Annotated in this window: 19 protein-coding genes; 5 read left to right on the plus strand and 14 right to left on the minus strand. The window is 69.3% G+C overall.

What is annotated here, in order from left to right; all coding sequences use genetic code 11:
• Positions 1-6: 6 nt before the first annotated feature.
• From WFQ67_RS01155 to WFQ67_RS01170, 4 genes are read right to left on the minus strand one after another with little or no spacing between them, the layout of a single operon-like run.
• Entirely contained in the window at positions 7-720 is a 714-nt protein-coding gene (locus WFQ67_RS01155) for an ABC transporter permease (protein WP_213627752.1), read from the minus strand.
• A gap of 34 nt (positions 721-754) precedes the next feature.
• Positions 755-1,531, minus strand: coding sequence for a transporter substrate-binding domain-containing protein (locus WFQ67_RS01160; protein WP_337055989.1), 777 nt, complete (start codon positions 1,529-1,531; stop codon positions 755-757).
• A gap of 48 nt (positions 1,532-1,579) precedes the next feature.
• A complete protein-coding gene (locus WFQ67_RS01165; RefSeq protein ID WP_213627748.1) occupies positions 1,580-2,380 on the minus strand; it encodes an ABC transporter ATP-binding protein in 801 nt (266 codons plus the stop codon).
• Positions 2,377-3,996, minus strand: coding sequence for a 5-guanidino-2-oxopentanoate decarboxylase (locus tag WFQ67_RS01170; protein ID WP_337055990.1), 1,620 nt, complete (start codon positions 3,994-3,996; stop codon positions 2,377-2,379). The genes WFQ67_RS01165 and WFQ67_RS01170 overlap by 4 nt, the downstream gene beginning before the upstream one ends.
• 179 nt (positions 3,997-4,175) lie before the next feature.
• Between WFQ67_RS01170 and WFQ67_RS01175 the strand changes: the two genes are divergently transcribed.
• Positions 4,176-5,105, plus strand: coding sequence for a LysR substrate-binding domain-containing protein (locus tag WFQ67_RS01175; RefSeq protein ID WP_337056136.1), 930 nt, complete (start codon positions 4,176-4,178; stop codon positions 5,103-5,105).
• A gap of 141 nt (positions 5,106-5,246) precedes the next feature.
• Here WFQ67_RS01175 and WFQ67_RS01180 read toward each other — a convergent pair whose 3' ends face one another.
• Positions 5,247-5,954 carry an XRE family transcriptional regulator gene (locus WFQ67_RS01180; RefSeq protein ID WP_337055991.1) on the minus strand — a complete coding sequence of 236 codons (708 nt, stop codon included), beginning with the start codon at positions 5,952-5,954 and terminating at the stop codon, positions 5,247-5,249.
• Between the two features lie 338 nt (positions 5,955-6,292).
• Between WFQ67_RS01180 and WFQ67_RS01185 the strand changes: the two genes are divergently transcribed.
• The 4 genes from WFQ67_RS01185 to WFQ67_RS01200 all read left to right on the plus strand — a co-directional run bounded on the left by WFQ67_RS01185 (position 6,293) and on the right by WFQ67_RS01200 (position 9,881).
• On the plus strand, positions 6,293-6,565 hold the full coding sequence (locus WFQ67_RS01185) for a hypothetical protein (RefSeq protein WP_173176630.1): 273 nt from the start codon (positions 6,293-6,295) through the stop codon (positions 6,563-6,565).
• Between the two features lie 105 nt (positions 6,566-6,670).
• Complete coding sequence (locus WFQ67_RS01190) at positions 6,671-8,995, plus strand: multiheme c-type cytochrome (RefSeq protein WP_337055992.1); 2,325 nt, start codon at positions 6,671-6,673, stop codon at positions 8,993-8,995.
• Between the two features lie 130 nt (positions 8,996-9,125).
• Positions 9,126-9,428: a DUF2388 domain-containing protein gene (locus WFQ67_RS01195; protein ID WP_173176634.1), complete on the plus strand. Its 303-nt coding sequence runs from the start codon at positions 9,126-9,128 to the stop codon at positions 9,426-9,428.
• 228 nt (positions 9,429-9,656) lie between these two features.
• The gene (locus WFQ67_RS01200) at positions 9,657-9,881 is read left to right on the plus strand and encodes a hypothetical protein (protein WP_213627736.1); all 225 of its coding nucleotides are present in this window, start codon (positions 9,657-9,659) and stop codon (positions 9,879-9,881) included.
• 159 nt (positions 9,882-10,040) lie between these two features.
• Here WFQ67_RS01200 and gcvP read toward each other — a convergent pair whose 3' ends face one another.
• The 9 genes from gcvP to pepP all read right to left on the minus strand — a co-directional run bounded on the left by gcvP (position 10,041) and on the right by pepP (position 21,798).
• Positions 10,041-12,917: an aminomethyl-transferring glycine dehydrogenase gene (gcvP, locus tag WFQ67_RS01205; protein WP_337055993.1), complete on the minus strand. Its 2,877-nt coding sequence runs from the start codon at positions 12,915-12,917 to the stop codon at positions 10,041-10,043.
• A 130-nt stretch (positions 12,918-13,047) separates the two neighbouring features.
• Positions 13,048-13,437, minus strand: a complete 390-nt coding sequence (gene gcvH, locus WFQ67_RS01210; protein WP_111261113.1) for a glycine cleavage system protein GcvH — start codon at positions 13,435-13,437, stop codon at positions 13,048-13,050.
• 46 nt (positions 13,438-13,483) lie between these two features.
• Positions 13,484-14,566, minus strand: coding sequence for a glycine cleavage system aminomethyltransferase GcvT (gcvT, locus tag WFQ67_RS01215; RefSeq protein WP_337055994.1), 1,083 nt, complete (start codon positions 14,564-14,566; stop codon positions 13,484-13,486).
• A gap of 189 nt (positions 14,567-14,755) precedes the next feature.
• Positions 14,756-16,375 (minus strand): ABC transporter permease, encoded by a 1,620-nt coding sequence (locus tag WFQ67_RS01220; RefSeq protein ID WP_337055995.1) that lies wholly within the window; start codon positions 16,373-16,375, stop codon positions 14,756-14,758.
• Between the two features lie 67 nt (positions 16,376-16,442).
• On the minus strand, positions 16,443-17,444 hold the full coding sequence (locus WFQ67_RS01225) for an extracellular solute-binding protein (protein WP_213627731.1): 1,002 nt from the start codon (positions 17,442-17,444) through the stop codon (positions 16,443-16,445).
• Positions 17,445-17,561: 117 nt separating this feature from the next.
• Positions 17,562-18,779, minus strand: a complete 1,218-nt coding sequence (locus tag WFQ67_RS01230) for a 2-octaprenyl-3-methyl-6-methoxy-1,4-benzoquinol hydroxylase (protein ID WP_337055996.1) — start codon at positions 18,777-18,779, stop codon at positions 17,562-17,564.
• Positions 18,780-18,788: 9 nt separating this feature from the next.
• Positions 18,789-19,271, minus strand: a complete 483-nt coding sequence (locus tag WFQ67_RS01235) for a DUF4442 domain-containing protein (protein WP_213627727.1) — start codon at positions 19,269-19,271, stop codon at positions 18,789-18,791.
• Between the two features lie 8 nt (positions 19,272-19,279).
• Entirely contained in the window at positions 19,280-20,464 is a 1,185-nt protein-coding gene (gene ubiH, locus WFQ67_RS01240; RefSeq protein WP_213627725.1) for a 2-octaprenyl-6-methoxyphenyl hydroxylase, read from the minus strand.
• Positions 20,464-21,798: a Xaa-Pro aminopeptidase gene (gene pepP / locus WFQ67_RS01245; RefSeq protein WP_173176648.1), complete on the minus strand. Its 1,335-nt coding sequence runs from the start codon at positions 21,796-21,798 to the stop codon at positions 20,464-20,466. Before pepP ends, ubiH begins: the two co-directional genes overlap by 1 nt.
• Between the last annotated feature and the right edge of the window lie 11 nt (positions 21,799-21,809).

The raw sequence follows: 21,809 nt of genomic DNA on the forward strand, positions 1-21,809 counted from the left end.
GCCCTCCTAGGCGAGCCTCGGCATCCAGCGTTCGAAGCGTGCCTCGAAACGCCGGAAGACCAGGCTGGAGACCAGCGTGATCAGGTAGTAGAAGGCCGCCACGGCCAGGTAGAACATCAGGTAGTGCCGGGTCGAGGCGGCCGCCTGGCGACCGGCGCCCAGCAGCTCGCTGTAGCCCACCACACTGATCAGCGCGCTGTCCTTGACCAGCACCAGCCAGAGGTTGGACAGGCCGGCGACGACATGGGGCAGCATGCTCGGCACCAGCACCCGGCGCAGCACCAGGGCGGGCTTCATGCCGTAGGCACGCGCGGCCTCGATCTGGCCCACGGGGATGGCCTCGATGGCGCCGCGGATGATCTCCGCCGAATAGGCGCCCTGGACGATGCCCAGCACCACGATGCCGGCGAGGAAGCCGTTGACCTCCACCGGCGGCTGGCCGGCGGCGGCCATCAGCAGGTTGAGCAGGTCGGAGCCCGCGTAGTACAGCAACAGGATCAGCAGCAGCTCGGGCACCGCGCGGTACAGCGTGGTGTAGCAGTTGGCCCAGATCACCAGCCAGCGCGGCCCCCAGAGCTTGACCAGGGCGACCAGCAGGCCCACGGAAAGGCCGAGTACGAAGGCCCCGATGGAGATGCCCAGGGTCTTGATCGCCCCCTGGGCCAGGGCCTGCAGCCAGCCGTCGGCGAACATCAGCCGGTGGAAATCGGTAGCGCTCATGAATGCACCTGCGAGGGAAATGGCCGATTGCACATCACTGCCGGGCCGAGATGTCGGCCTTGAAATAGTGCCCGCGGAGGGTGTCGTAGGTGCCGTCGTCGCGCAGCGCCTGCAAGGCCAGGTTCAGGCGCTCGCGCAGGGCGTCGTTGCCCTTGCGCACCGCCGCGCCCACGCCTTCGCCGAACAGCGGGTCCTGCGGCGCCACGCCCTTGCCGGCGAGCATCGCGTTGTCCGGCAGCTCGAGCACCGGCTCCACCGCCAGCTGGTCGGCGAGCATGATGTCGATGCGGCCGCTGCGCAGGTCGGCGAGGATGTCGTCCTGGGCGTTGTAGTAGCGCACGGTGGAGTCCTTGCCGAAGTACTTCTTGGCATAGGCGGAGTGGGTGGTCGAGCCCTGCACGCCGATGATCAGCCCCTTCAGGCCTTCGGGCGTGGGCTGCACGTCCAGGCTGCGGTCGGCGACCCAGAGGGCGGGCGTGAAGAAGTAGGGCTCGCTGAAATCCACCACCTCGCGGCGCTCGGGGGTGATCGACAGCGAGTTCAGCACCACGTCCACCTGCTGCGCCTTGAGCGCGGGGATCAACCCGTCCCAGGCCATCTCGTTGAGCGGGCATTGCACCTGCATGCGCGTGCACAGGGCGGCGATCAGCTCCGGCTCGAAGCCGCTCCACTGGCCCTTGCCGCTCTTGAAGGAGAAGGGTGGGTAGGCTTCCTGGGCGATGCCGAAGACGATCTTCTCCTGGGCCACGGCGACACTGGCGACGCCGGCCAGCAGGGCGGCCTGGAGCAGGGCGATGAGGCTTCTTTTCATGGTGTGTCCCTCGTTGTGGTCGTTGTTGTCGGCAAGCTGCCGGGGGAATCAGCGGTTGTCCTGGGCCATCACGAACTGCCGGCAGCGCTCGCTGCGCGGGTCCAGCAGCACCTGGGAAGGCGGGCCCTGCTCCTCGATGCGGCCCTGGTGGAGGAACACCACCCGGCTGGACACATCGCGGGCGAAGGCCATCTCGTGGGTCACCAGGATCATGGTGCGGCCCTCATCGGCGATGCCCCGGATCACCCGCAGCACATCGCCGACCAGCTCGGGGTCGAGCGCCGAGGTCGGTTCGTCGAAGAGCAGCACCTGCGGCCGTACGGCCAGCGCCCGGGCGATGGCCACGCGCTGCTGCTGGCCACCGGAGAGGAAGGCCGGGTAGGCATGGCGCTTGTCCGCCAGGCCGACCCGCTCCAGCAACTGCTCGGCGTGGCCGATGGCGTCCTGGCGCTTCTCGCCGAGCACATGCACCGGCGCCTCGATGACGTTCTCCAGCACCGTGCGGTGCGGCCACAGGTTGAAGTTCTGGAACACCATGCTCAGGCGGGTGCGCAGGCGCTCCACCTGGCGCGGGTCGCCGATGCGGCCGTGGCCGGCGCGGTCACGCTTGAGCGCGACCTTCTCGCCATTGATGTGCAGGCTGCCGGCATCCGGGATCTCCAGCAGGTTGATGCAGCGCAACAGCGTGCTCTTGCCCGAGCCGCTGGCACCGATCAGCGAAACCACATCGCCCTCGCGGGCCTCCAGGGAAATCCCCTTGAGCACGTGGTGCTCGGCGTAGCTCTTGTGCAGCGCGTCGAGGGCGACCACGGGCGTGGTCGACGCCGCGGCGGGGGGTGTCGTGTTCATCGGGTTTCTCCCCTGGCCGGCAGGAAGTCGGCGGCGTCGAGTTCGATCAGGTGCGGCTCGCGGGTCTCGACCAGGCTGCCGAGCAACTCGCGCAGGGCTTCCAGGCTGCGCACCGCGTGGTGGCTGACGTGGCAGGCACGGGCCAGGGCCGCGAAGTCAGGGGCGAGGATATCCACGCCCAGGGGCGGCACCTCGCGGGCCACCATGTAGTCGCTGATCTCGCCGTAGCAGTGGTTGTTCCACAGCACCAGGATCACCCCGATCCCCGCCTCGCGGGCGGCGATCAGTTCGGCGCTGGAGAACTGCACGCCACCGTCGCCGGCCAGCGCCAGCACCGGCCGCGCGGGGAGCGCCAGCTTGGCGCCGATGGCGGCCGGCAGGGCATAGCCGAGGGTGCCGTAGCCGGTGCCGGCGTTGAACCAGCTGCCGGGAAGCGGGGCGCGATAGCCGAGGGCGCCCTGGTACACCGGCTGGGTCGAATCACCCACCAGCACCGGCGCCGGCAGGGCGTCACGCAGGGTGTCGAGCAGCGCCTGCATCGTCCGTTGCCGGGGGCTCCAGAGCTCGCGTTCGGCGGCGTTCACCCGGCGCACGGCGGCCTGCGCCCAGCCGCCGTCACGCATGGCACGGGGCAGGGTCGCGAGCAGGGCCCGCAAGCCGAGCCCGGCGTCGCCCAGCAGGCCGACTTCGGCGCGCTGCACGCCGAGTATCTGCAGCGGGTCGATATCCAGGCGGATCATCGGCACCTCGAGCGACAGGGGGCCGAGACCGAAGAAGTCGTAGTCGGTCTCGCCCAGTTCGGTGCCCACCGCCAGCACCACGTCGGCCTCGGCGAACAGCGCACGGCCATGGGCCGATGACTGCACGCCGTCGAGCAGCAGCGGGTGGTCCGGTTGCAGCAGGCCACGGGCGTTGGTGGTCAGCGCCACCGGTGCCTGCAGGCGCTCGGCCAGCTCGCGCAGGGCGGCGGCGCCACCCCGGGCACCGCCACCGGCGAGGATCAGCGGCTGGCGCGCCCCGGCCAGCAGGGCCGCAGCCTCGGCCACCGCGGCCGGCGCCGGGGCGGCGGCCTGGGGCAGCGCACGGGGGCGCAGGTCGAGGCCGTCGGCGGGCAGCTCCAGCACATCCAAGGGGATTTCGATATGCACCGGGCGGGGCCGCGCGCAGCGGAACAGGGCGAAGGCGCGGGCCAGCACCTCCGGCAGCTCCTGGGGCCGTTGCAGCGTATGGCTGAAGGCGCAGACGCCGGCGACCATGGCGCGCTGGTCCGGCAGCTCATGGAGAAAGCCGTGACCCAGGCGCTGGTGCTCGCGGCGGCTGGTGGTGGAGATCACCAGCATGGGCACCGAATCGGCGTAGGCCTGGCCCATGGCGGTGAGGATGTTGGTCATGCCCGGGCCGGTAATGATGAAGCACACGCCCGGCTTGCCGCTGGCGCGGGCGTAGCCGTCGGCCATGAAGCCGGCCCCCTGCTCGTGGCGGGGGCTGACATGACGCAGGCGGCTGCCGGCGAGGCCGCGATAGAGCTCGACGGTGTGCACGCCGGGGATGCCGAAGACGGTTTCGACGCCATAGCCTTCGAGCAGCTGGACGAGCGCCTGGGCGCAACTGGTCATGCGAGCACCTTTTGTTATTGGTATGGGCTCCCGGCGCGGGGCCGGAGGGCAGTCCGGGAAGGGCCCGGCGGAATGGCCCCATTATTGGTGAGTCGTGCGCTACAACAATCGAATTGTTTTTGCCGTATTGTTCAATCCGATTCACCATTCGACGCCCCATGACCGCCCTCGGAGCCCCCATGCGCTACCCCTCGATGACCGCCATCCGCGCCCTGGACGCCATCGCCCGCCTGGGCAGCGTGTCGGCTGCGGCCCGAGAACTGAGCCTCACCCGCAGCGCCATCAGCCACCAGGTCAGCAGCCTGGAGCAGAGCCTCGGCTTCGCCCTCACCGAGCGCATCGGGCGCGGCATCGGCCTCACCTACCAGGGCGAGCGCTATGCGCGGGAAGTGCACAAGGTCCTCTCCACGCTGCAGGAGGCCGCCCTGGGCCTCGACGAGCAGCAGGTCTCGGGGCGGCTCTGCGTGAGCTGCAACCCCGGCTTCGCCACCTACTGGCTGTGCCACCACATCGGCGCCTTCCTCCGCCAGTTCCCCCAGGTGCAATTGCAGGTGATCTCGCCCCGCGCCCCGGACGACACCAGCAACGGCAACGCCGACCTGTTCATCGCCTACGGCATCGGCGACTGGCCGGACCAGTGGGTGGAGCAGATCGTCCCCTTGCGCTTCTTCCCGGTCTGCAGCCCGCGCCTGATCAACGCCCACGGCGGGCTCAAGAGCCCCCAGGAGCTGGGCGGCTTCCCCCTGCTGCACATGACCGACCACACCGACTGGCGCGTCTGGCTGGCGACCGCGGGCGCCTCCAACATCGACGCGGCCACCGGCATCGTCTTCTCCGACGCCCACTGCGCGCAGTCGGCGTGCATCGCCGCCCAGGGCATGGCCATCGGCGACAACCTGCTCAGCGGCGACGCCCTGGCGCGCGGCCTGCTGGTACGTCCCTTCGAGATCAGCATCGACTCACATCGCGGCTATTACCTGGTGGCCGACCCGCTGCGAGCCGAGCGCCCGGCCGTGCGTGCCTTCAGCAACTGGGTGAAGCACCAGCTGCAGGCCAGCCTCCCGGGGCTCAACAAACGCAACGAACCGCTGGTGGACCACCCCCGCTAAGGCCCGCCCGGGCGGGGCGGCTGGCAGGGATGCAGCGGGGCGGGATGGCCTGGGCAGGCCGGGGATGACGCGGAGGCGGTTCAGGGCTGCCCGGCCGGAACGGCCGGGGAAGGGGCTACGCCGCCCGAGCAGGCAGGCGGTTCACCAGAGCACCGAGGACCAGAACACCTGCCCGATGATCTGGATGCCGGCCTGGGGACGCTCCTCGTCGGGGTACTCATCGCGCTTGTAGCTGCGCAGGCGAATCTGGCCGGCCGGAAGGCGGTGCAGGACCTTGATCCTCAGCATGCCTTCGTCGACCAGGGCGTAGACCTTGCCATCCACCAGCTCGCAGCGCCCACGATCGATTCCGAGGACCGCGCCATCGGGAAAGAGCGGCTCCATGCTGTCGCCGCTGACGATGACGCAGGCAACGTTTTCCGGTTCTATCTGACGCTGCTGCAAGGCATGTCGGCTGAAGCGAATACCGGAGTAGTCCAGTTCCTCCAGCGCGGCGGGACGCTCTGAATCGCCCTCGGCCTCGCGCAGCAGCGGAAGCTCGATTTCGTATTCATAGCGGGACGACTCAGGTTCTCCGATGGTCATAGGGGCCACGCCATCCGGGGCGTCTGCGGCCTGCTTGCCGTCGTCGGGCGCCATGGACGATTGCACGGCCTGCCCGCCGATGCTCAGCGGAGGCATGTGCAGCGCGCCGAGTATCTGGTTGATACGTGTCAGCCCGGGCTCGCGACGCCCGCCGAGCCAGTGCGCGACGGCGCCCTGGGTCACGTGCAGGCGTTCGGCCAATTGCTCCTGGGTGACGCCGAGATCTTTCATCCTGGCCTTGGCCAGCAGGTTCCATTTCTTCATGGGCGCGACATTACGCGCCGTATTGCCGGCGACCAGTGACCCAGTGTAATACACCCTCGAAGCACGAATTACCATGTGTATTATCCCTAAGCGGGTTGTTCCTCTGGCATCCGGCGACCGGACGCCACGGGTTTTCAACCTCCCTCCGCCCGCCGATGCGTGCCCGTGTTCCACTCGCGGCCCGCCAGCCGGCAGGACCAGGCGTCGGGAAGAACGCCGGTCGCCGGCCCGGGCCCGTGGCCCCCAGGCATGGGCGCGCAGGGCGGAGGGAGGCTTTCAGTTACAGCGCCCGGATGGGCATGTGCCGCAAGGCACCCAATCGCGAAAGGAGATGCGACATGCAATTTCAACTCACCGTCCTGTGCCTCGGCATCCACCGCCACAGCCTCGAAGGCCACGACCAGTGCTACGCGGTCATCGCCCGGCAGCCGGCGACCGACGAGGAGCGCGACCAGCACCGTGGCTACCTGGTGCAGCAGGTGACCGCCGAGCCCCGCCTGTTCGAGCAGATGGCCTGGCTGGATACCCCTGCCGAGCTGAGCTTTCTCTGCACCATCAGCGCGGAGCCGGGGGGCCATTATCGACCGCATCTGCTCAGCCTCTGCCACTGAGCACCGCCGTGGCGTGCCGCCCGTCTCGGGCTGGTTTGACAGCCTCGGGCGCATTCACGGAAGCTGCGCGCTTCCGTGAATCCATGCACCACAGCGGACGTCTGCATGCCGAAACGCCCGAACGCACCCGATTCCCCCGCGAGTACGCCCAGCCGCCCCAGTTACGTCCTTCCCGTGCTCGCCGCCCTGTTGCTGCTGGTGGGCCTGGGTGGCTGGCTGTGGGTGCAGGGCGGCAAGCCGTACGTGCCGGCCCGGGCCACGGTGCCGACGCTTGCGGAGCAGGGGCCGGCGCAGATGGTCGACGAGCAGCAGTGCGGCACCTGCCATGCCCCCCAGGCCAGGGCCTGGAAAGGCTCCCACCACCAGTTGGCGATGCAGGAGGCCACGCCACGCTCGGTGCAGGGCGACTTCGACGACGCCCGCTTCGACGGCGAAGGCGGGAGCACCCGCTTCTTCCGCAAGGACGGTGGCTACTGGGTGAACACCACGGGCCCCGACGGCCAGCCGGCGGATTTCAAGGTGGCCTATGCCTTCGGCGTCGCGCCGCTGCAGCAATACCTGCTGGAGTTCCCCGGCGGCCGCCTGCAGGCCCTGGACGTGGCCTGGGATACGCGCAAGAAGGCCTGGTTCCACCTCGCCCCCGGCCAGGGCGTCGATTTGCGCAACCCGCAGCACTGGAGCAAGCCGTCGCAGAACGCCAACTTCCAGTGCATCGATTGCCATACCACCGGCTACGTCCGTGGCTTCGACGACGGCACCGGCACCTACGCCAGCCAGTGGCACGCCCTGGGCGTCGGCTGCCAGGCCTGCCACGGCCCGGCCTCGCGCCACCTGGAATGGGCACGCTTCAAGGGCCTGCATTCCCAGGCCGGCTTCGCCCTCGACCTCACCCGCGCCAGCAACCGCCTGCAGGTGGAGACCTGCGCCCGCTGCCACGCCCGGCGCGTGCCGCTGAACGATGACTACGCCTTCGGCAAGCGGCTGATGGACAACTACCTGCCCAGCGCGCTGACCCGTGAACTCTATGAGCTGGACGGCACCTTCAAGGAGCAGGTCTACGAGAACGGCTCCTTCACCCAGAGCCGCATGTACGCCCGGGGCCTGAGCTGCAGCACCTGCCACGACCCACACGGCGGCGGCCTCAAGGTCCAGGGCAATGCCCTCTGCACCCAATGCCACAACCCCGCCGGCAAGAGCGCCGTGGCCGGCATCGACGACAGGGGCCTGAAGGCGCGCGACTACGAAGCCTCCGAGCACCTGCGCCACACCGCCGGGCAGCCCGGCTCGCAGTGCATCGACTGCCACATGCCGGGCAAGACGCTCTTGGGGGTCGACTACCGCCACGACCACGGCTTCAGCCTGCCCAACCCGGGCCGCGCGCTGAAGCTCGGCACGCCCGACGCCTGCCTCGGCTGCCACCAGGATGTCGCCGGCCAGGCGGTCGCCGAGCAGTTCGAGCACTGGTACGGCAAGGCCCGGGACACCGCGCCGCGCTACGACGAAAGCCTGGCCCTGGTGCGCAACGGCCGCCCCGGCGCCTCGCGCGCGCTGTTCCAGCAACTGGAACGCGGCGACCTGCCGGCAATCCGTCGCGCCACCCTGCTCGCCGAGCTGCCCGGCTACCCCAGCGAGCGGGCCCTGAACCTGGCCGCCAACGACCTCAACCACGCCGCGCCCCAGGTGCGCGAGGCGGCGGTGCGCGCGGTCAATGCCCTGCTGCCGCCGGAGCAACGCCGCGACCTGCTGGGCCCGCTGCTCAACGACCCGGTGCTGGCCGTGCGCGCCATCGCCGCGCGCGGCCTGCTGGGCATGGGCACCACCGGCCTGGGCAATTACGAGAAGGCCTGGAACAAGGCCATCGGCGAGTACGAGGCCATCCAGCTGAACCTGGCCGAGCGCGCCGAGGCCAACCTCAACCTCGCGTCGCTCTACCAGGGCAACGGCCGCGCCGACCAGGTTGAGGGCCGCCTGCGCACCGCCGTCGAGCGCGACCCCGATTTCCTCCCCGCCCGCGTGGCGCTGGTGCAATGGCTCGACGCCAACTACCGCTGGGAGGAAGGCCAGCGGCTGCTGGCCGAGGCCCTGCGCGACCATCCGCAGTCGGCGCTGCTGCACCATGCTCGCGGCCTGGCGCTGTTGCGCAAGGGGGAACGCCAGGACGCCATCGTCGCCTTCCGCGAGGCGGTGCGCCTGGAGCCCGGCAATGCCCAGTACGGCCACGCGCTGGCGACCGCGCTGCACGACGACGGCAAGCTGGAGGAAGCCTGCCAGCGCCTGGAAGAGGTGCTGGAGAACGCCCCGGCCAACCGCGAGGCTCGCCTGACGCTGATCGGCTACTGGCGCGAGGCGGGGCAGATCCAGAAGGTGCAGGCGCTGCTCGCCGAGTTGGAGCAGCTCAATCCGGACGACCCGGCATTGAAGCGCGAATAGCGGAGCCGCAGTCATGCCCGCTGGCCAGCTGCCATGACCGATCGGCGGCTGCCAGGTGGCGCAACGGAACTCCCCGGGGCCGCCCGGAATCTCAGTTCCAGGTCCCCACACAACAACCTGGAGTCATCCCATGCGTACCACAGTAGCTGCCGCTGTCATCGCCCTGGCCGCCATTCCTGCTGGCTCGGCCATGGCGGATACCTTCTGGCGCAACGTGATCTCTTCCGGCGCCACGACCGCTTCCACCTACGTGACCTTCAAGGATCACAAGCTGATCGTGGCGGCCCGCGAGGACGCCAGCAGCTTCGTCGCCAGCGACGGCGCCATCCGCGGCCCCTTCCTGGAAGCCGCCCTGAAGCAGGTCCGTGCCGACAACCCCGGCATCCAGGCCAGCGACGAGGAACTGGCCACCGCCATCCTCGCCAGCGAATAAGGGAAACCCGCAGGCGCGGGCGCTTGCAGCGCGGCATGGAATGCACCGAGGGCCCTCAGCACGGCTGAGGGCCCTTTTCATTGCCCCGGCGCCGCGCGCCGAAGCGTTACCCGGCGCGCACCCTGCGCATCCGGTGGTTGCGGGCGGCGCTTGGCTCAGGCAAAAAGCAACGGGCCGGCGTCATGGCGCAACGGCTCCTCCATTCCCTTCCCACAAGGACGTACCCCCATGGGCAACCCCGTTCCCACGCTGAAGATCGTGCTGGTCCTGATGATCGTGATCGACCTGTTCTGGTTCGGCGAGCGCGTGCTCTCGATGCTCGACTTCAGCCTCTTCGATTTCATGCCGAGCACGCTGATCAACCTCGTCGGCCTGGCCAGCAGCCTGCTTCTGATCGTCTTCAACGTGCTGCTGATCGGCCTGCTCGGACGCCTGCAGCTGAAGGCCGAGTGATTCCGACCCCGGAGCGGCTACCGGGCACCTGCAAGAACGTCGGCGAGGCCGTCGGTGCAAGGCAAAAGCAGGCTAGAAGCGCAGTTCACGCCGTGTGAATGAGCACTTTGAGCCTGTTTTCAGCGCAGCGATGGCAACGCCGGCAGTTTTCGAGAGGCCCTATTCGCGGTAGTCCTCCAGGGGCACGCAGGCGCAGAACAGGTTGCGGTCGCCATAGACGTTGTCGACGCGGTTCACCGTCGGCCAGTACTTGTGCGCCCGGGTGTGCGAGGTGGGCGTGACGGCCTGCTCGATGCTGTAGGGGCGCTCCCAGATGCCCACCACGTCGGCCAGGGTGTGCGGCGCACGCTTGAGCGGGTTGTCCTCGGCCGGCCATTCGCCGGCCTGCACCTTGGCGATCTCCGCGCGGATGCCGAGCATGGCCTCGATGAAGCGGTCCAGCTCGTGCTTGGACTCGCTCTCGGTGGGCTCGACCATCAGGGTGCCGGGCACCGGGAATGACATGGTCGGCGCGTGGAAGCCGTAGTCCATCAGGCGCTTGGCCACGTCCTCCTCGCTGATCCCGGTCTCGGCCTTGAGCGGGCGCAGGTCGAGGATGCATTCGTGGGCGACCCGTCCGTTGCGCCCGGTGTAGAGCACCGGGTAGGCCTCGCCGAGACGCTTGGCCAGGTAGTTGGCGTTGAGGATGGCCAGCTCAGTCGCATCCGCCAGCTGCGGGCCCATCATGGCGATGTACATCCAGCTGATCGGCAGGATGCTGGCGCTGCCCCAGGGCGCCGCGCTGACCGCCCCGTTCTCCGGGTCCGGTCCCTTGAGTTCGATCACCGGGTGGTTGGCGACGAAGGGCGCCAGGTGCGCGCGCACACCGATCGGCCCCATGCCCGGGCCACCGCCGCCGTGGGGGATGCAGAAGGTCTTGTGCAGGTTCATGTGCGACACGTCGGCACCGATGTCGGCCGGGCGCGCCAGGCCGACCTGGGCGTTGAGGTTGGCGCCATCCATGTAGACCTGCCCGCCCTGGGCGTGGACGACTTCGCAGATCTCGCGGATGCCTTCCTCGTACACGCCGTGGGTCGAGGGGTAGGTGGCCATCAGGCAGGACAGCTGCGCGCCCGCCTCGGCCGCCTTGGCCTTGAGGTCGTCGAGGTCGACGTTGCCGGCCTTGTCGCACTCGACTATCACCACGCGCATGCTCGCCATCTGCGCCGAGGCCGGGTTGGTGCCGTGGGCCGAGGCGGGGATCAGGCAGATGTTGCGGTGCGCCTCGCCCCGGCTCTCGTGGTACTTGCGGATCGCCAGCAGCCCCGCGTACTCGCCCTGGGCCCCGGAGTTGGGCTGCATGCAGATGGCGTCGAAGCCGGTGATCGCCCGCAGCCATTCCTCCAGCTCGGCGATCATCGCCTGGTAGCCCTGTGCCTGTTCCAGCGGGGCGAAGGGGTGGATGGCGGCGAACTCCGGCCAGGTGATGGGGATCATCTCGCTGGTGGCATTGAGCTTCATGGTGCAGGAGCCGAGGGGGATCATCGACTGGTTGAGCGCCAGGTCCTTGTTCTCCAGCTGCTTGAGGTAGCGCAGCATCTCGGTCTCGCTGTGGTGGGTGTTGAACACCGGGTGTTCGAGGTAGGCGGACTCGCGCGCCAGGGCGGCGGGAATGCCCGGCACCAGCACCCCGGCGTCCAGCTCGTCCACCGAGAGGCCGTGGTCGGCGCCGAGGAAGATGCTCCACAACTGCTCGACGGTGGCCACGCTGCTGGTCTCGTCCAGGCTCAATCCGAGCCGGCCGCGCCCGAGGATGCGCAGGTTGATGCGGGCGGCCTTCGCCGATTCGATGATCGCCGTCTGGCTGCCGCCCACCTCCAGGGTGAGGGTGTCGAAGTAGTGCTGGTTGACCCGCTGCATGCCCTTGCGTGCCAGCCCCTCGGCGAGGATGGCGGTGAGCCGGTGCACGCGCTGGGCGATGCGCTTGAGGCCCTGGGGGCCGTGGTAGACGGCGTAGAAGCCGGCGATGTTGGCCAGCAGCACCTGGGCGGTGCAGATGTTGGAGTTGGCCTTCTCGCGGCGGATGTGCTGTTCGCGGGTCTGCAGGGCCATGCGCAGGGCGAGGTTGCCCCGTGCGTCCTTGGAGACGCCGATGATGCGCCCGGGCATGGCGCGCTTGAATTCGTCGCGGGTGGCGAAGAAGGCGGCATGGGGGCCGCCGTAGCCCATGGGCACGCCGAAGCGCTGGGCCGAGCCGAACACCACGTCGGCGCCCAGCTCGCCGGGCGGGGTCAGCAGCAGCAGGCCGAGCAGGTCGGCGGCGACGCAGGCCAGCGCCTGCTGGCCGTGCAGGTGGTCGATCAAGGGGCGCAGGTCGCGGATCTCGCCATGGGTGTCGGGGTACTGCAGCAGCGCGCCGAACACCGGGTAGGAAGGCAGGTTCTCCACCGCATCCACCACCAGCTCGAAGCCGAAGGCCTCGGCGCGGGTGCGCACCACGGAGAGGGTCTGAGGGTGGCAGTTCTGGTCGGCGAAGAACAGGTTGCTCCTGGCCTTGGCCACGCGCCTGGCCAGGGCCATGGCCTCGGCGGCGGCGGTGGCTTCGTCCAGCAGCGAGGCGCTGGCCAGCTCCAGGCCGGTGAGGTCGATGGTCATCTGCTGGAAATTCAGCAGTGCTTCCAGGCGGCCCTGGGCGATCTCCGGCTGGTAGGGGGTGTAGGCCGTGTACCAGCCGGGGTTCTCCAGCACGTTGCGCAGGATCACCGCCGGGGTCAGGGTGCCGTGGTAGCCCATGCCGATCAGGCTGGTCCACACCTCGTTGCGCTGCGCATGGGCGCGCAGCTTCGCCAGGGCGCCTTCCTCGTCGAGGGCGGGAGGCAGGTCCAGCGGGCGGTTGAGGCGGATCGCCGGCGGCACCGTCTGCACCACCAGTTCGTCGCGGTCGGCGAGGCCCAGGGTCTCGAGCATGGCCTGCTGCTCGGCCGGGTCCGGGCCCAGGTGGCGGCGGAGGAACGCATCGGGCTGTTGCAGTTGGGACAGCGGAGGGATGTGCGACATGGGATCGGCCTCTGGAAATGGCCCGATAAGCTTAGGCAAGCATTTCCAGGATGGCCGGCCGGCTGGTCGGGGAGACCCGCCGGGCGGGGCGCCGGCGGCCGCCCCAGGGGGAGCGGCGCGCCGGGTGGGGTCAGGCGTCGGAGTCGGCGGAGGCCTTGTAGGCGGCGGCGTCCAGCAGCTTGTCCAGCTCGGCGGTGTTGGCCGGCTTGAGCTTGAAGAACCAGGCGCCGTAGGGGTCGCTGTTGACGTCTTCGGGGGACTCGGTCAGTTGCTCGTTGATGGCGATCACCTCGCCGGAAACCGGCGAGTAGATGTCCGAGGCGGCCTTCACCGACTCGACCACGCCGGCTTCCTGGCCGGCGGCCAGGGTCTTGCCGACTTCCGGCAACTCGACGAAGACCACGTCGCCCAGGGCTTCCTGGGCATGGTCGGAAATGCCCACGGTAACGCTGCCATCGGCTTCCAGGCGGGCCCACTCGTGGCTGGGGGCGTAACGCAGATCGGCGGGGATGTTGCTCATTGTTCAGGCTCCTAAAGGACGGCGGCGGTCGGCCCGCCAGGAAAATTTAGATCAAGGCTTTGCCATTGCGAACAAAGTTCGGCTGGACGACACGAACCGGGTACCACTTGCCACGGATTTCCACCTCGGCGCGATCACATGTCCCCGCCGGCAGGCGGGCCAGGGCGATGGACTTGCCGAGGGTGGGCGAGAAGCTGCCGCTGGTGATCTCACCCTCGCCCACGCCCTCCACCCGCACCACCTGGTGGGCACGCAGCACGCCGCGCTCCTCCAGCACCAGGCCCACCAGCTTCGGCTGCTCGCCGGCGGTGCGCTGGGCTTCCAGCGCGGCACGGCCGATGAAGTCGCGGCCAGCAGGTTCCCAGGCGATGGTCCAGGCCAGGTTCGAGGCCAGGGGCGAGTTGTCCTCATCCATGTCCTGGCCATAGAGGTTCAGGCCCGCCTCCAGGCGCAGGGTGTCGCGGGCACCGAGGCCGATGGGCGCGATACCGGCGCCCACCAGTTCGTTGAGAAAGCCGGCCGCCTGGTCGCGCGGGAGCATGATCTCCAGGCCGTCCTCACCGGTGTAGCCGGTGCGGGCGATGAACCAGTCGCCTTCGGGCAGGCCCTGGAAGGGCCTGAGTTCATGGATCAGCGAGGCGCGGGCACTGCTCACCAGCTCGGCGGTGCGGTGGCGCGAGGCGGGGCCCTGGATGGCGAGCAAGGCCAGGTCGCTGCGCTCCTCGAGGCGTACCGCGAAACCTTCGGCCTGCTTGTGCATCCAGGCCAGGTCCTTGTCGCGGGTGGCGGCGTTGACCACCAGGCGGTAGCCGTCGTGGGTGAGGTAGACGATGAGGTCGTCGATGACGCCGCCACGCTCGTTGAGCATGGCGCTGTAGAGCGCCTTGCCGGGGGTCCCGAGGCGGTCGACGTCATTGGCCAGCAGGCGCTGGAGGTAGGCCGCGGCCTGGCTGCCGGACACGTCGACCACGGTCATGTGGGAGACATCGAAGACGCCACAATCGGTGCGCACCTGGTGGTGCTCATCGACTTGCGAGCCGTAGTGCAGCGGCATGTCCCAGCCGCCGAAATCGACCATCTTGGCCCCCAACGCCAGGTGCAGATCGTAGAGGGGGGTACGCTGTCCCATGGGTTTCTCCTTCCGGGCTTGGCGAAGATGCGGACGGGTGCGGAGCCCTTGCCGGGCCTGGCTTTGGGCGGCCCAGGCGGGGGCTCCCGGCACCCTTTCATGCAGACGCGCCGCAACGAATGGCGCGCATTGTAGCCGCAAGGTGGAAGACTGGACACCCGACCGGCGACCCACCGGTCACGCCATGTTTCAGCGCCCGAAACCCCGGGCGGAACGGCGGATCAGGCCGACCACCGGCAGCAGCCCCACCAGCACGAGGCTCAAGGCGGGCAGCGAAGCGCGGGCCCATTCGCCCTCGCTGGTCATCTCGAAGATGCGCACCGCGAGCGTGTCCCAGCCGAACGGACGCATCAGCAGGGTGGCGGGCATCTCCTTGAGCACATCGACGAACACCAGCAGCGCCGCGCTCAGGGCACCGGGTACCAGCAGCGGCAGGTAGACCCGCAGGAACAGGCGAGGGCCACCGACGCCGAGACTGCGCGCGGCCTCCGGCAGTGACGGGCGGATGCGTGACAGGGCACTCTCCAGCGGCCCATGGGCCACCGCCATGAAACGCACCAGGTAGGCCAGCAGCAGCGCGGTCAGGCTGCCCAGCAGCAGCGGCTTGCCGGCCCCGCCGAGCAGCACGGACACGGGCACCACCAGTTCGCGGTCGAGCCAGCTGAAGGCGAGCATGATGGCCACCGCCAGCACCGAGCCCGGCAGGGCGTAGCCGAGGTTGGCAAGGCCCACCGCCAAGCGGATCGGCCGGTTCGGCTCCTGGCGCCGGGCGAAGGCCAGCAGCAAGGCGACCGCAACGGTGATCAGCGCCGCCATCGCGCCCAGGTAGAGGCTGTGCAGGATCAGCCCCAGGTAGCGCTCGTCGAGGTCGAAGCGACCGCGCTGCCAGCACCAGACGAGCAGTTGCAGCAGGGGGATCACGAAGGCGCAGGCGAACACCAGGCCGCACCAGGCGCTGGCCGCCCAGGCCCGGGCGCCACGCAGGTGATAGAGGGCGGCGCCACGGGGCCGTTCGCTGGCCGGGCGGGTGACGCCACGCGCGCGGCGCTCGCCATAGAGCACCAAGCACACGCCGAGCAACAGCAGGCTGGCCAGCTGGGCCGCGCTGCCGAGGCTGAAGAAGCCGTACCAGGTCTTGTAGATGGCGGTGGTGAAGGTGTCGAAGTTGAACACCGAGACCGCACCGAAGTCGGCCAGGGTCTCCATGATCGCCAAGGCCAGCCCGGCGCCGATGGCCGGTCGCGCCATGGGCAGGGCGACGCGCCAGAACGCCTGCCAGGGCGTCAGCCCCAGGGTGCGCGCGGCCTCCATCAGCCCCCGCCCCTGAGCCAGGAAGGCGCTGCGCGCCAGCAGGTAGACGTAGGGGTAGAAGACCAGCACCAGCACGGTGATCACCCCGCCGGTGGAACGCACCCGGGGCAGGCGCACGCCGCTGCCGAACCCTTCGCGCAGCAGGCTCTGCACCGGGCCGGCGAAGTCGAACAGGCCGATGAAGACGAAGGCCAGCACGTAGGCGGGGATGGCGAAGGGCAGCATCAGCGCCCAGTCCAGCCAGCGCCGGCCGGGGAACTCGCACAGGCTGGTGAGCCAGGCCAGGCTGACGCCCAGCAGCGTCACCCCGCAGCCGACGCCGAGCACCAGCACCAGGCTGTTGCCCAGGAGGCGTGGCAACTGGGTGTCCCACAGGTGCGCCCAGATCTCCCGGTCCACCTCGTGCCAGGACAGCAGCAGCACGCAGAGCGGCAGCAGCACCAGGGCGGCGATGGCGAAGGTGATGGGATACCAGCGGCGCAGGGCGGGACGCTTCAAGCGGGGTTCTCGACCGGGCGGGAGTAGGGTGGCGAGGGGCGCCCACCGGGGAGCGCCCCGGCGTGGGTCAGTTCCAGGACACCCGGTCCATCATGCGGATGGCTTCGGCCTGGCGCTTGCCGGTGATTTCCACCGGTACGTCGTCGGCCTTGAAGGCGCCCCAGGCGGCCACTTCGGCCGACGGCTGCACCGACGGGTTGGCCGGGAATTCCTGGTTGACCCCGGCGAACAGGCTCTGCGCCTCGGGGGTGGTCATCCACTCCACCAGTGCCTTGGCCGCCTCGGGATGAGGCGCGTGGCGGGTCAGGCCGATGCCGGAGAGATTGACGTGCACGCCACGGTCGGCCTGGTTGGGCCAGAACAGCTTGGCGCGCAGCTGCGGATTCTGCTGATGCAGGCGCCCGTAGTAATAGGTGTTGACGATGCCCACGTCACACTGGCCGGCGTCCACCGCCTGGATCACCGCGTTGTCGTCGGCGAAGGGGTCGGTGGCCAGGTTGGCGACCCAGCCCTTGAGCACCTTCTCGGCCTCGGTGGCGCCGCGCGCCTCGATCAGGGTGGCGGTCAGCGACTGGTTGTAGACCTTCTTCGAAGAGCGCAGGCACAGGCGGCCTTCCCATTTGGAATCGGCCAGGGCCTCGTAGGTGGAGAGCTCCTCCTGCTTCACCCGCTCGGTGGAGTAGACGATGGTGCGCGCGCGCAGCGAGAGGCCGGTCCAGCTGTCGGTGCCGGAGCGGTACTGCGCGGGGATGTTGGCCTTGATGGTGGGGGAGCTGAAGGGCTGCAGGATGCCCATCTGCTCGGCCTGCCAGAGATTGCCGCCGTCGACGGTGAGCAGCAGGTCGGCCACGCCGTTCTCGCCCTCGGCCTTGATGCGCTGCATCAGCGGGGCTTCCTTGTCGGTAATGAACCTGATGGGGACGCCGGTCTTCGCGGTATAGGCATCGAACACCGGCTTGATCAACTCGTCGATTCGCGACGAATAGACCACCACTTCATCGGCTGCCTGGACGGAGGTAGCGCCCAGGCCGACGGCCAGGAGCGTGAGCAGGGAATTGCGCGCCTTCATTTGCGAATGCCTCGCGATGGACAAAAGGAGTCAGATGATAATCAACCTCAGTTGGCATCCGACGGCGCTTTGTATGACGAGGTGTTTCGCCCGGGCCGCGCGCGCGACCCGGGGAGGTCAGACGCGGGCGAGCTCCGGCAGGTCGCCGGAAAGGCCCAGGGCCTGGCGCACGAACAGGGCCTTGGCCTCGGGCAAGCCGTCGACCAGGTCGAGCCCCGCGTTGCGCAGCCAGCGCAGCGGCAGCGGGTCGGCCTGGAACAGGCGCTGGAAGCCTTCCATCGCCGCCATCATCCCCAGGTTCTGCGGCATGCGCCGGCGCTCGAAGCGGCTGAGCACGCGCTCATCGGCCAGGCGCTCGCCACGGCCATGGGCGTGCAGCAGCACCTCGGCCAGCACCGCGGCGTCGAGGAAGCCGAGGTTGACGCCCTGCCCGGCCAGCGGGTGGATGGTGTGGGCGGCATCGCCGACCAGGGCCAGGCCCGGCTCCACGTAGCGCTTGGCGTGGCGCTGGCGCAGCGGGATGCACAGGCGCGGATCGGCGGCCTCGATGCGGCCCAGGCGATGCTCGAAGGCCTTGCCCAGCTCGACGCGGAAAGCCTCGTCGTCCAGGGCCATCAGGCGCGTGGCCTGCTCGGGCGTGGTGGACCAGACGATGGAGCACCAGTGTTCGTCGCCCTGGCGATCCAGCGGCAGGAAGGCCAGCGGCCCGTCGTCGGTGAAGCGCTGCCAGGCGGTGCGGCGGTGCGGCTGTTCGCAGCGCACGCTGGTGACGATGGCGTGGTGCAGGTAATCCCACTCGCGGGTGGCGCAGCCGGCCAGGCGGCGCACGGCGGAATTGGCACCGTCGGCGGCGATCACCAGCGGGGCGCGCAGCTCGCGGCCATCCACCAGGGTCAGCAGCCAGTCGTCGCCGGAACGCCGCAGGCGCTCCAGGCGGGCGTTGGGCAGCAGGCCGACGCCGCTGTCGTGCAGCGGCTCCAGCAAGGCTTCCTGGATCACCCGGTTCTCGACGATGTGGCCAAGCACCTCGGCATGCACGCTGGCGGCGGAGAACTGGATGTTGCCGGTGCCGGAGCCGTCCCAGACCTGCATCTCGCCATAGGGGCTGGCGCGGCGCGCGGCGACGCCGTCCCAGGCACCGAGGCGCTGGAGGATGCGCTGGCTGGCGGCGGACAGGGCGCTGACCCGTGGCTCGAAGGCGGCCTCGGCGTCGAAGGGCTTGATGCTCAGGGGGCTGCCGTCGATCAGGATGATCTCCAGGCCGCTGTCCTTGAGCGCCAGGCCGAGGGCACTGCCCACCATGCCGGCACCGACGATGATCAGATCCGCTTGCATGTGCATTCCTTAGGCGGCTTGCCGCGCGCGCGGCTTGAGCCGCACATAGAGGGTCTTGTGCACCCTGGCGACCAGGGTGCCTTCACCGTCGCGCACGTCGACGTGCAGCTCGGGCAGGTATTTTTCACCATCGGCGGTGTGCTGGCGGATGCGCGCCAGCAGCGCGTCGTCGATGCGGAACTCGGCGTAGACCGGGCCCTTGCCGGGGGAGACGAAGTCGATGCTGGCGGCCTTGTCCCAGACGATGTAGTCGCGTCCGAGCAGGTTCATCAGCATCAGCATGAAGAAGGGATCGGTCATGCTGTAGAGCGAACCGCCGAACTGGGTGCCGACGTAGTTGCGGTTGTACCAGCCCAGCGCCAGTTTGACTCGTACCAGACGGAAGTCTGCGCTGATCTGCCGCACGCGCACACCCGCACCGAGGTAGGGCGGGTAGATGTTCAGCGCCCAGCGCAGGAAGCGCGCCTTGCGCGCCATTCGACGGTCCTGCATCGCGCGGCTCAGAGGGGGCGGGTGCCCAGGCCCATGGCCTGGCGGGCGAACCAGCGCTTGGCCGGGGGCAGCAGGTCGAGCCCCAGCAGGCCCAGGTTGCGCCCGGTGGCCAGCAGCGGCTCCTTGTTGGAAAACAGGCGCGTCACCTGGTCGGAGAAGCCGACGGTGAGGTCCTGGTCCAGGCGCTGGCTGTCGAGGTAGCCCTGCAGGGTGGCGAAATCGCCCAGGGGCGCCGTGCTGGCCAGCAGCGTCTCGGCCAGGGCCACGGTGTCGCGCAGGGACAGGTTGTAGCCCTGGCCGGCGATGGGGTGCAGGCTGTGGGCGGCGTTGCCGAGCACCACGAGGTTGGCGCGCACCTGCTCCTCGGCTTCCACCAGGGTCAGCGGGTAGAGGTGCCGCGCGCCCACCTGGCCGAAGGCGCCCAGGCGATAACCGAAGGCTGCCTGCAGTTCGGCGAGGAAGGCGCGGTCGTCGAGACGGGAAAGACGCTCGGCGTCCTTGCCCGGACGGGTCCAGACCAGCGCGCAGCGGTTTTCCGCGAGCGGCAGCAGGGCCATCGGGCCTTCGTCGGTGAAGCGCTCGAAGGCCTGCCCGCGATGGGCTTCCATCGGGCTGACGTTGGCGATCAGCGCGGTCTGCCCATAGGGGTTGCGCTTGACGCCGATGCCCAGTTGCTCGCGCAGCCCGGAGCGGCCGCCGTCGGCCAGTACCGCCAGGTCGCAGTCGAGCTGGGTTTCATCGTTGAGGCTGAGGCGATAGCCGTCCGCCAGGGGCTCCATGCGCACCACTTCGGCGGGGCAGCGCCAGCTCACCACCTCGGCGTCCAGCGCCTGCCAGAGGCACTGGCCGAGCCAGGCGTTCTCCACCACGTAGCCAAGCGCCGGGACGCCCTCCTCGATGGCGGCCAGGCGCGCGGCGCCGAAGCGGCCACGGTCGGACACGTGGATCTGCAGGATGGGCTCGGCGCGGCGGGCGATGGCCTGCCACAGGCCGAGGCGCTCGTAGATCTGCCGGGTGCCGAACGACAGCGCCGAGGAGCGCGCGTCGTAGCTGGGCTGGTAACTGTCACCGGGGGCGAAGGGTTCGATCAGGGTGATCTTCCAGCCGCGCGCCTTGGCGCCTTCCTGCAGGGCCAGGGCCAGGCTGGCGCCCACGAGGCCGCCGCCGATGATCGCCAGTTGGGTACGTTGCATCACGCGGCCTCGGTTCGTGCGGCGGCCATCAGGGCCTCGATTTCGGCGACCGTCTTGGGTACGCCACCGGTGAGGATCTCGCAGCCCTTCTTGGTCACCACCACGTCGTCCTCGATGCGCACGCCGATGCCGCGCCACTTCTTCGGCACGTCCTGGTTGTCGACGGCGATGTAGATGCCCGGCTCGACGGTCATGGCCATGCCGGGTTCCAGCACGCGCCATTCGCCACCGACCTTGTATTCGCCGACGTCGTGCACGTCCATGCCCAGCCAGTGGCCGGCGCGGTGCATGTAGAAGGGCTTGTAGGCTTCGCTGGCGATCAGCTCGTCGACATCGCCCTGCAGCAGGCCGAGCTCGACCAGGCCCGCGGTGATCACGCGCACGGTGGCCTCATGGGCTTCGTTCCAGTGCTTGCCGGGGGCGATCTCGAGAAAGGCGGCTTCCTGGGAGGCCAGCACCAGCTCGTAGATGGCCTTCTGCTCGGGGCTGAAGCGGCCGCTGACGGGGAAGGTGCGGGTGATGTCGCTGGCGTAGCAGTCGAGCTCGCAGGCGGCGTCGATCAGCACCAGGTCACCGTCCTTGAGCAGCGCGTCGTTCTCGCGGTAGTGGAGGATGCAGGCGTTCTTGCCGGCAGCGACGATGGAGCCGTAGGCCGGCATCTTCGCGCCGCCCTTGCGGAACTCGTATTCCAGCTCGGCTTCCAGGCTGTATTCGTAGAGGCCGGCGCGGGCGGCCTGCATGGCGCGCACGTGGGCGCGGGCGGAGACCTCGCCGGCCTCGCGCATGACCTTGATCTCGGCCGCCGACTTGTACAGGCGCATGTCGTGCAGCAGGTGGTCGAGGGCGACGAACTCGTTCGGCGGCTGGGCGCCCTGGCGGGCCTTGGAACGGATCACGTTGACCCACTCCATCAGGTGCTGGTCGAACTCGGGATTGGTGCCGATGGAGTAGTAGACGCGCTCGCGCCCCTCGATGAGGCCGGGGAGGATGTCGTCGATGTCGCCGATGGGGAACGCGTCGTCGGCGCCGTATTCGCTGATGGCGCCATCCTGGCCGGCACGCAGGCCGTCCCACAGCTCGCGCTCGGGGTCACGCTCGCGGCAGAAGAGCACGTATTCGCCGTGCTCGCGCCCGGGGATCAGCACCAGCACCGCTTCGGGCTCGGGGAAGCCGCTGAGGTACTGGAAGTCGCTGTCCTGGCGGTACACGTGCTCGACGTCGCGATTGCGGATGTGCACCGGCGCCGCAGGCAGGATGGCGATGCTGTTGGGCACCATCTGCGCCATGAGGGCCTTGCGACGACGGGCGAATTCGGACTTCGGGATACGGGTCATGCGCGCTCCTT

Source organism: Pseudomonas sp. USHLN015 (assembly GCF_037153275.1).
Lineage (GTDB): Bacteria > Pseudomonadota > Gammaproteobacteria > Pseudomonadales > Pseudomonadaceae > Metapseudomonas > Metapseudomonas tohonis.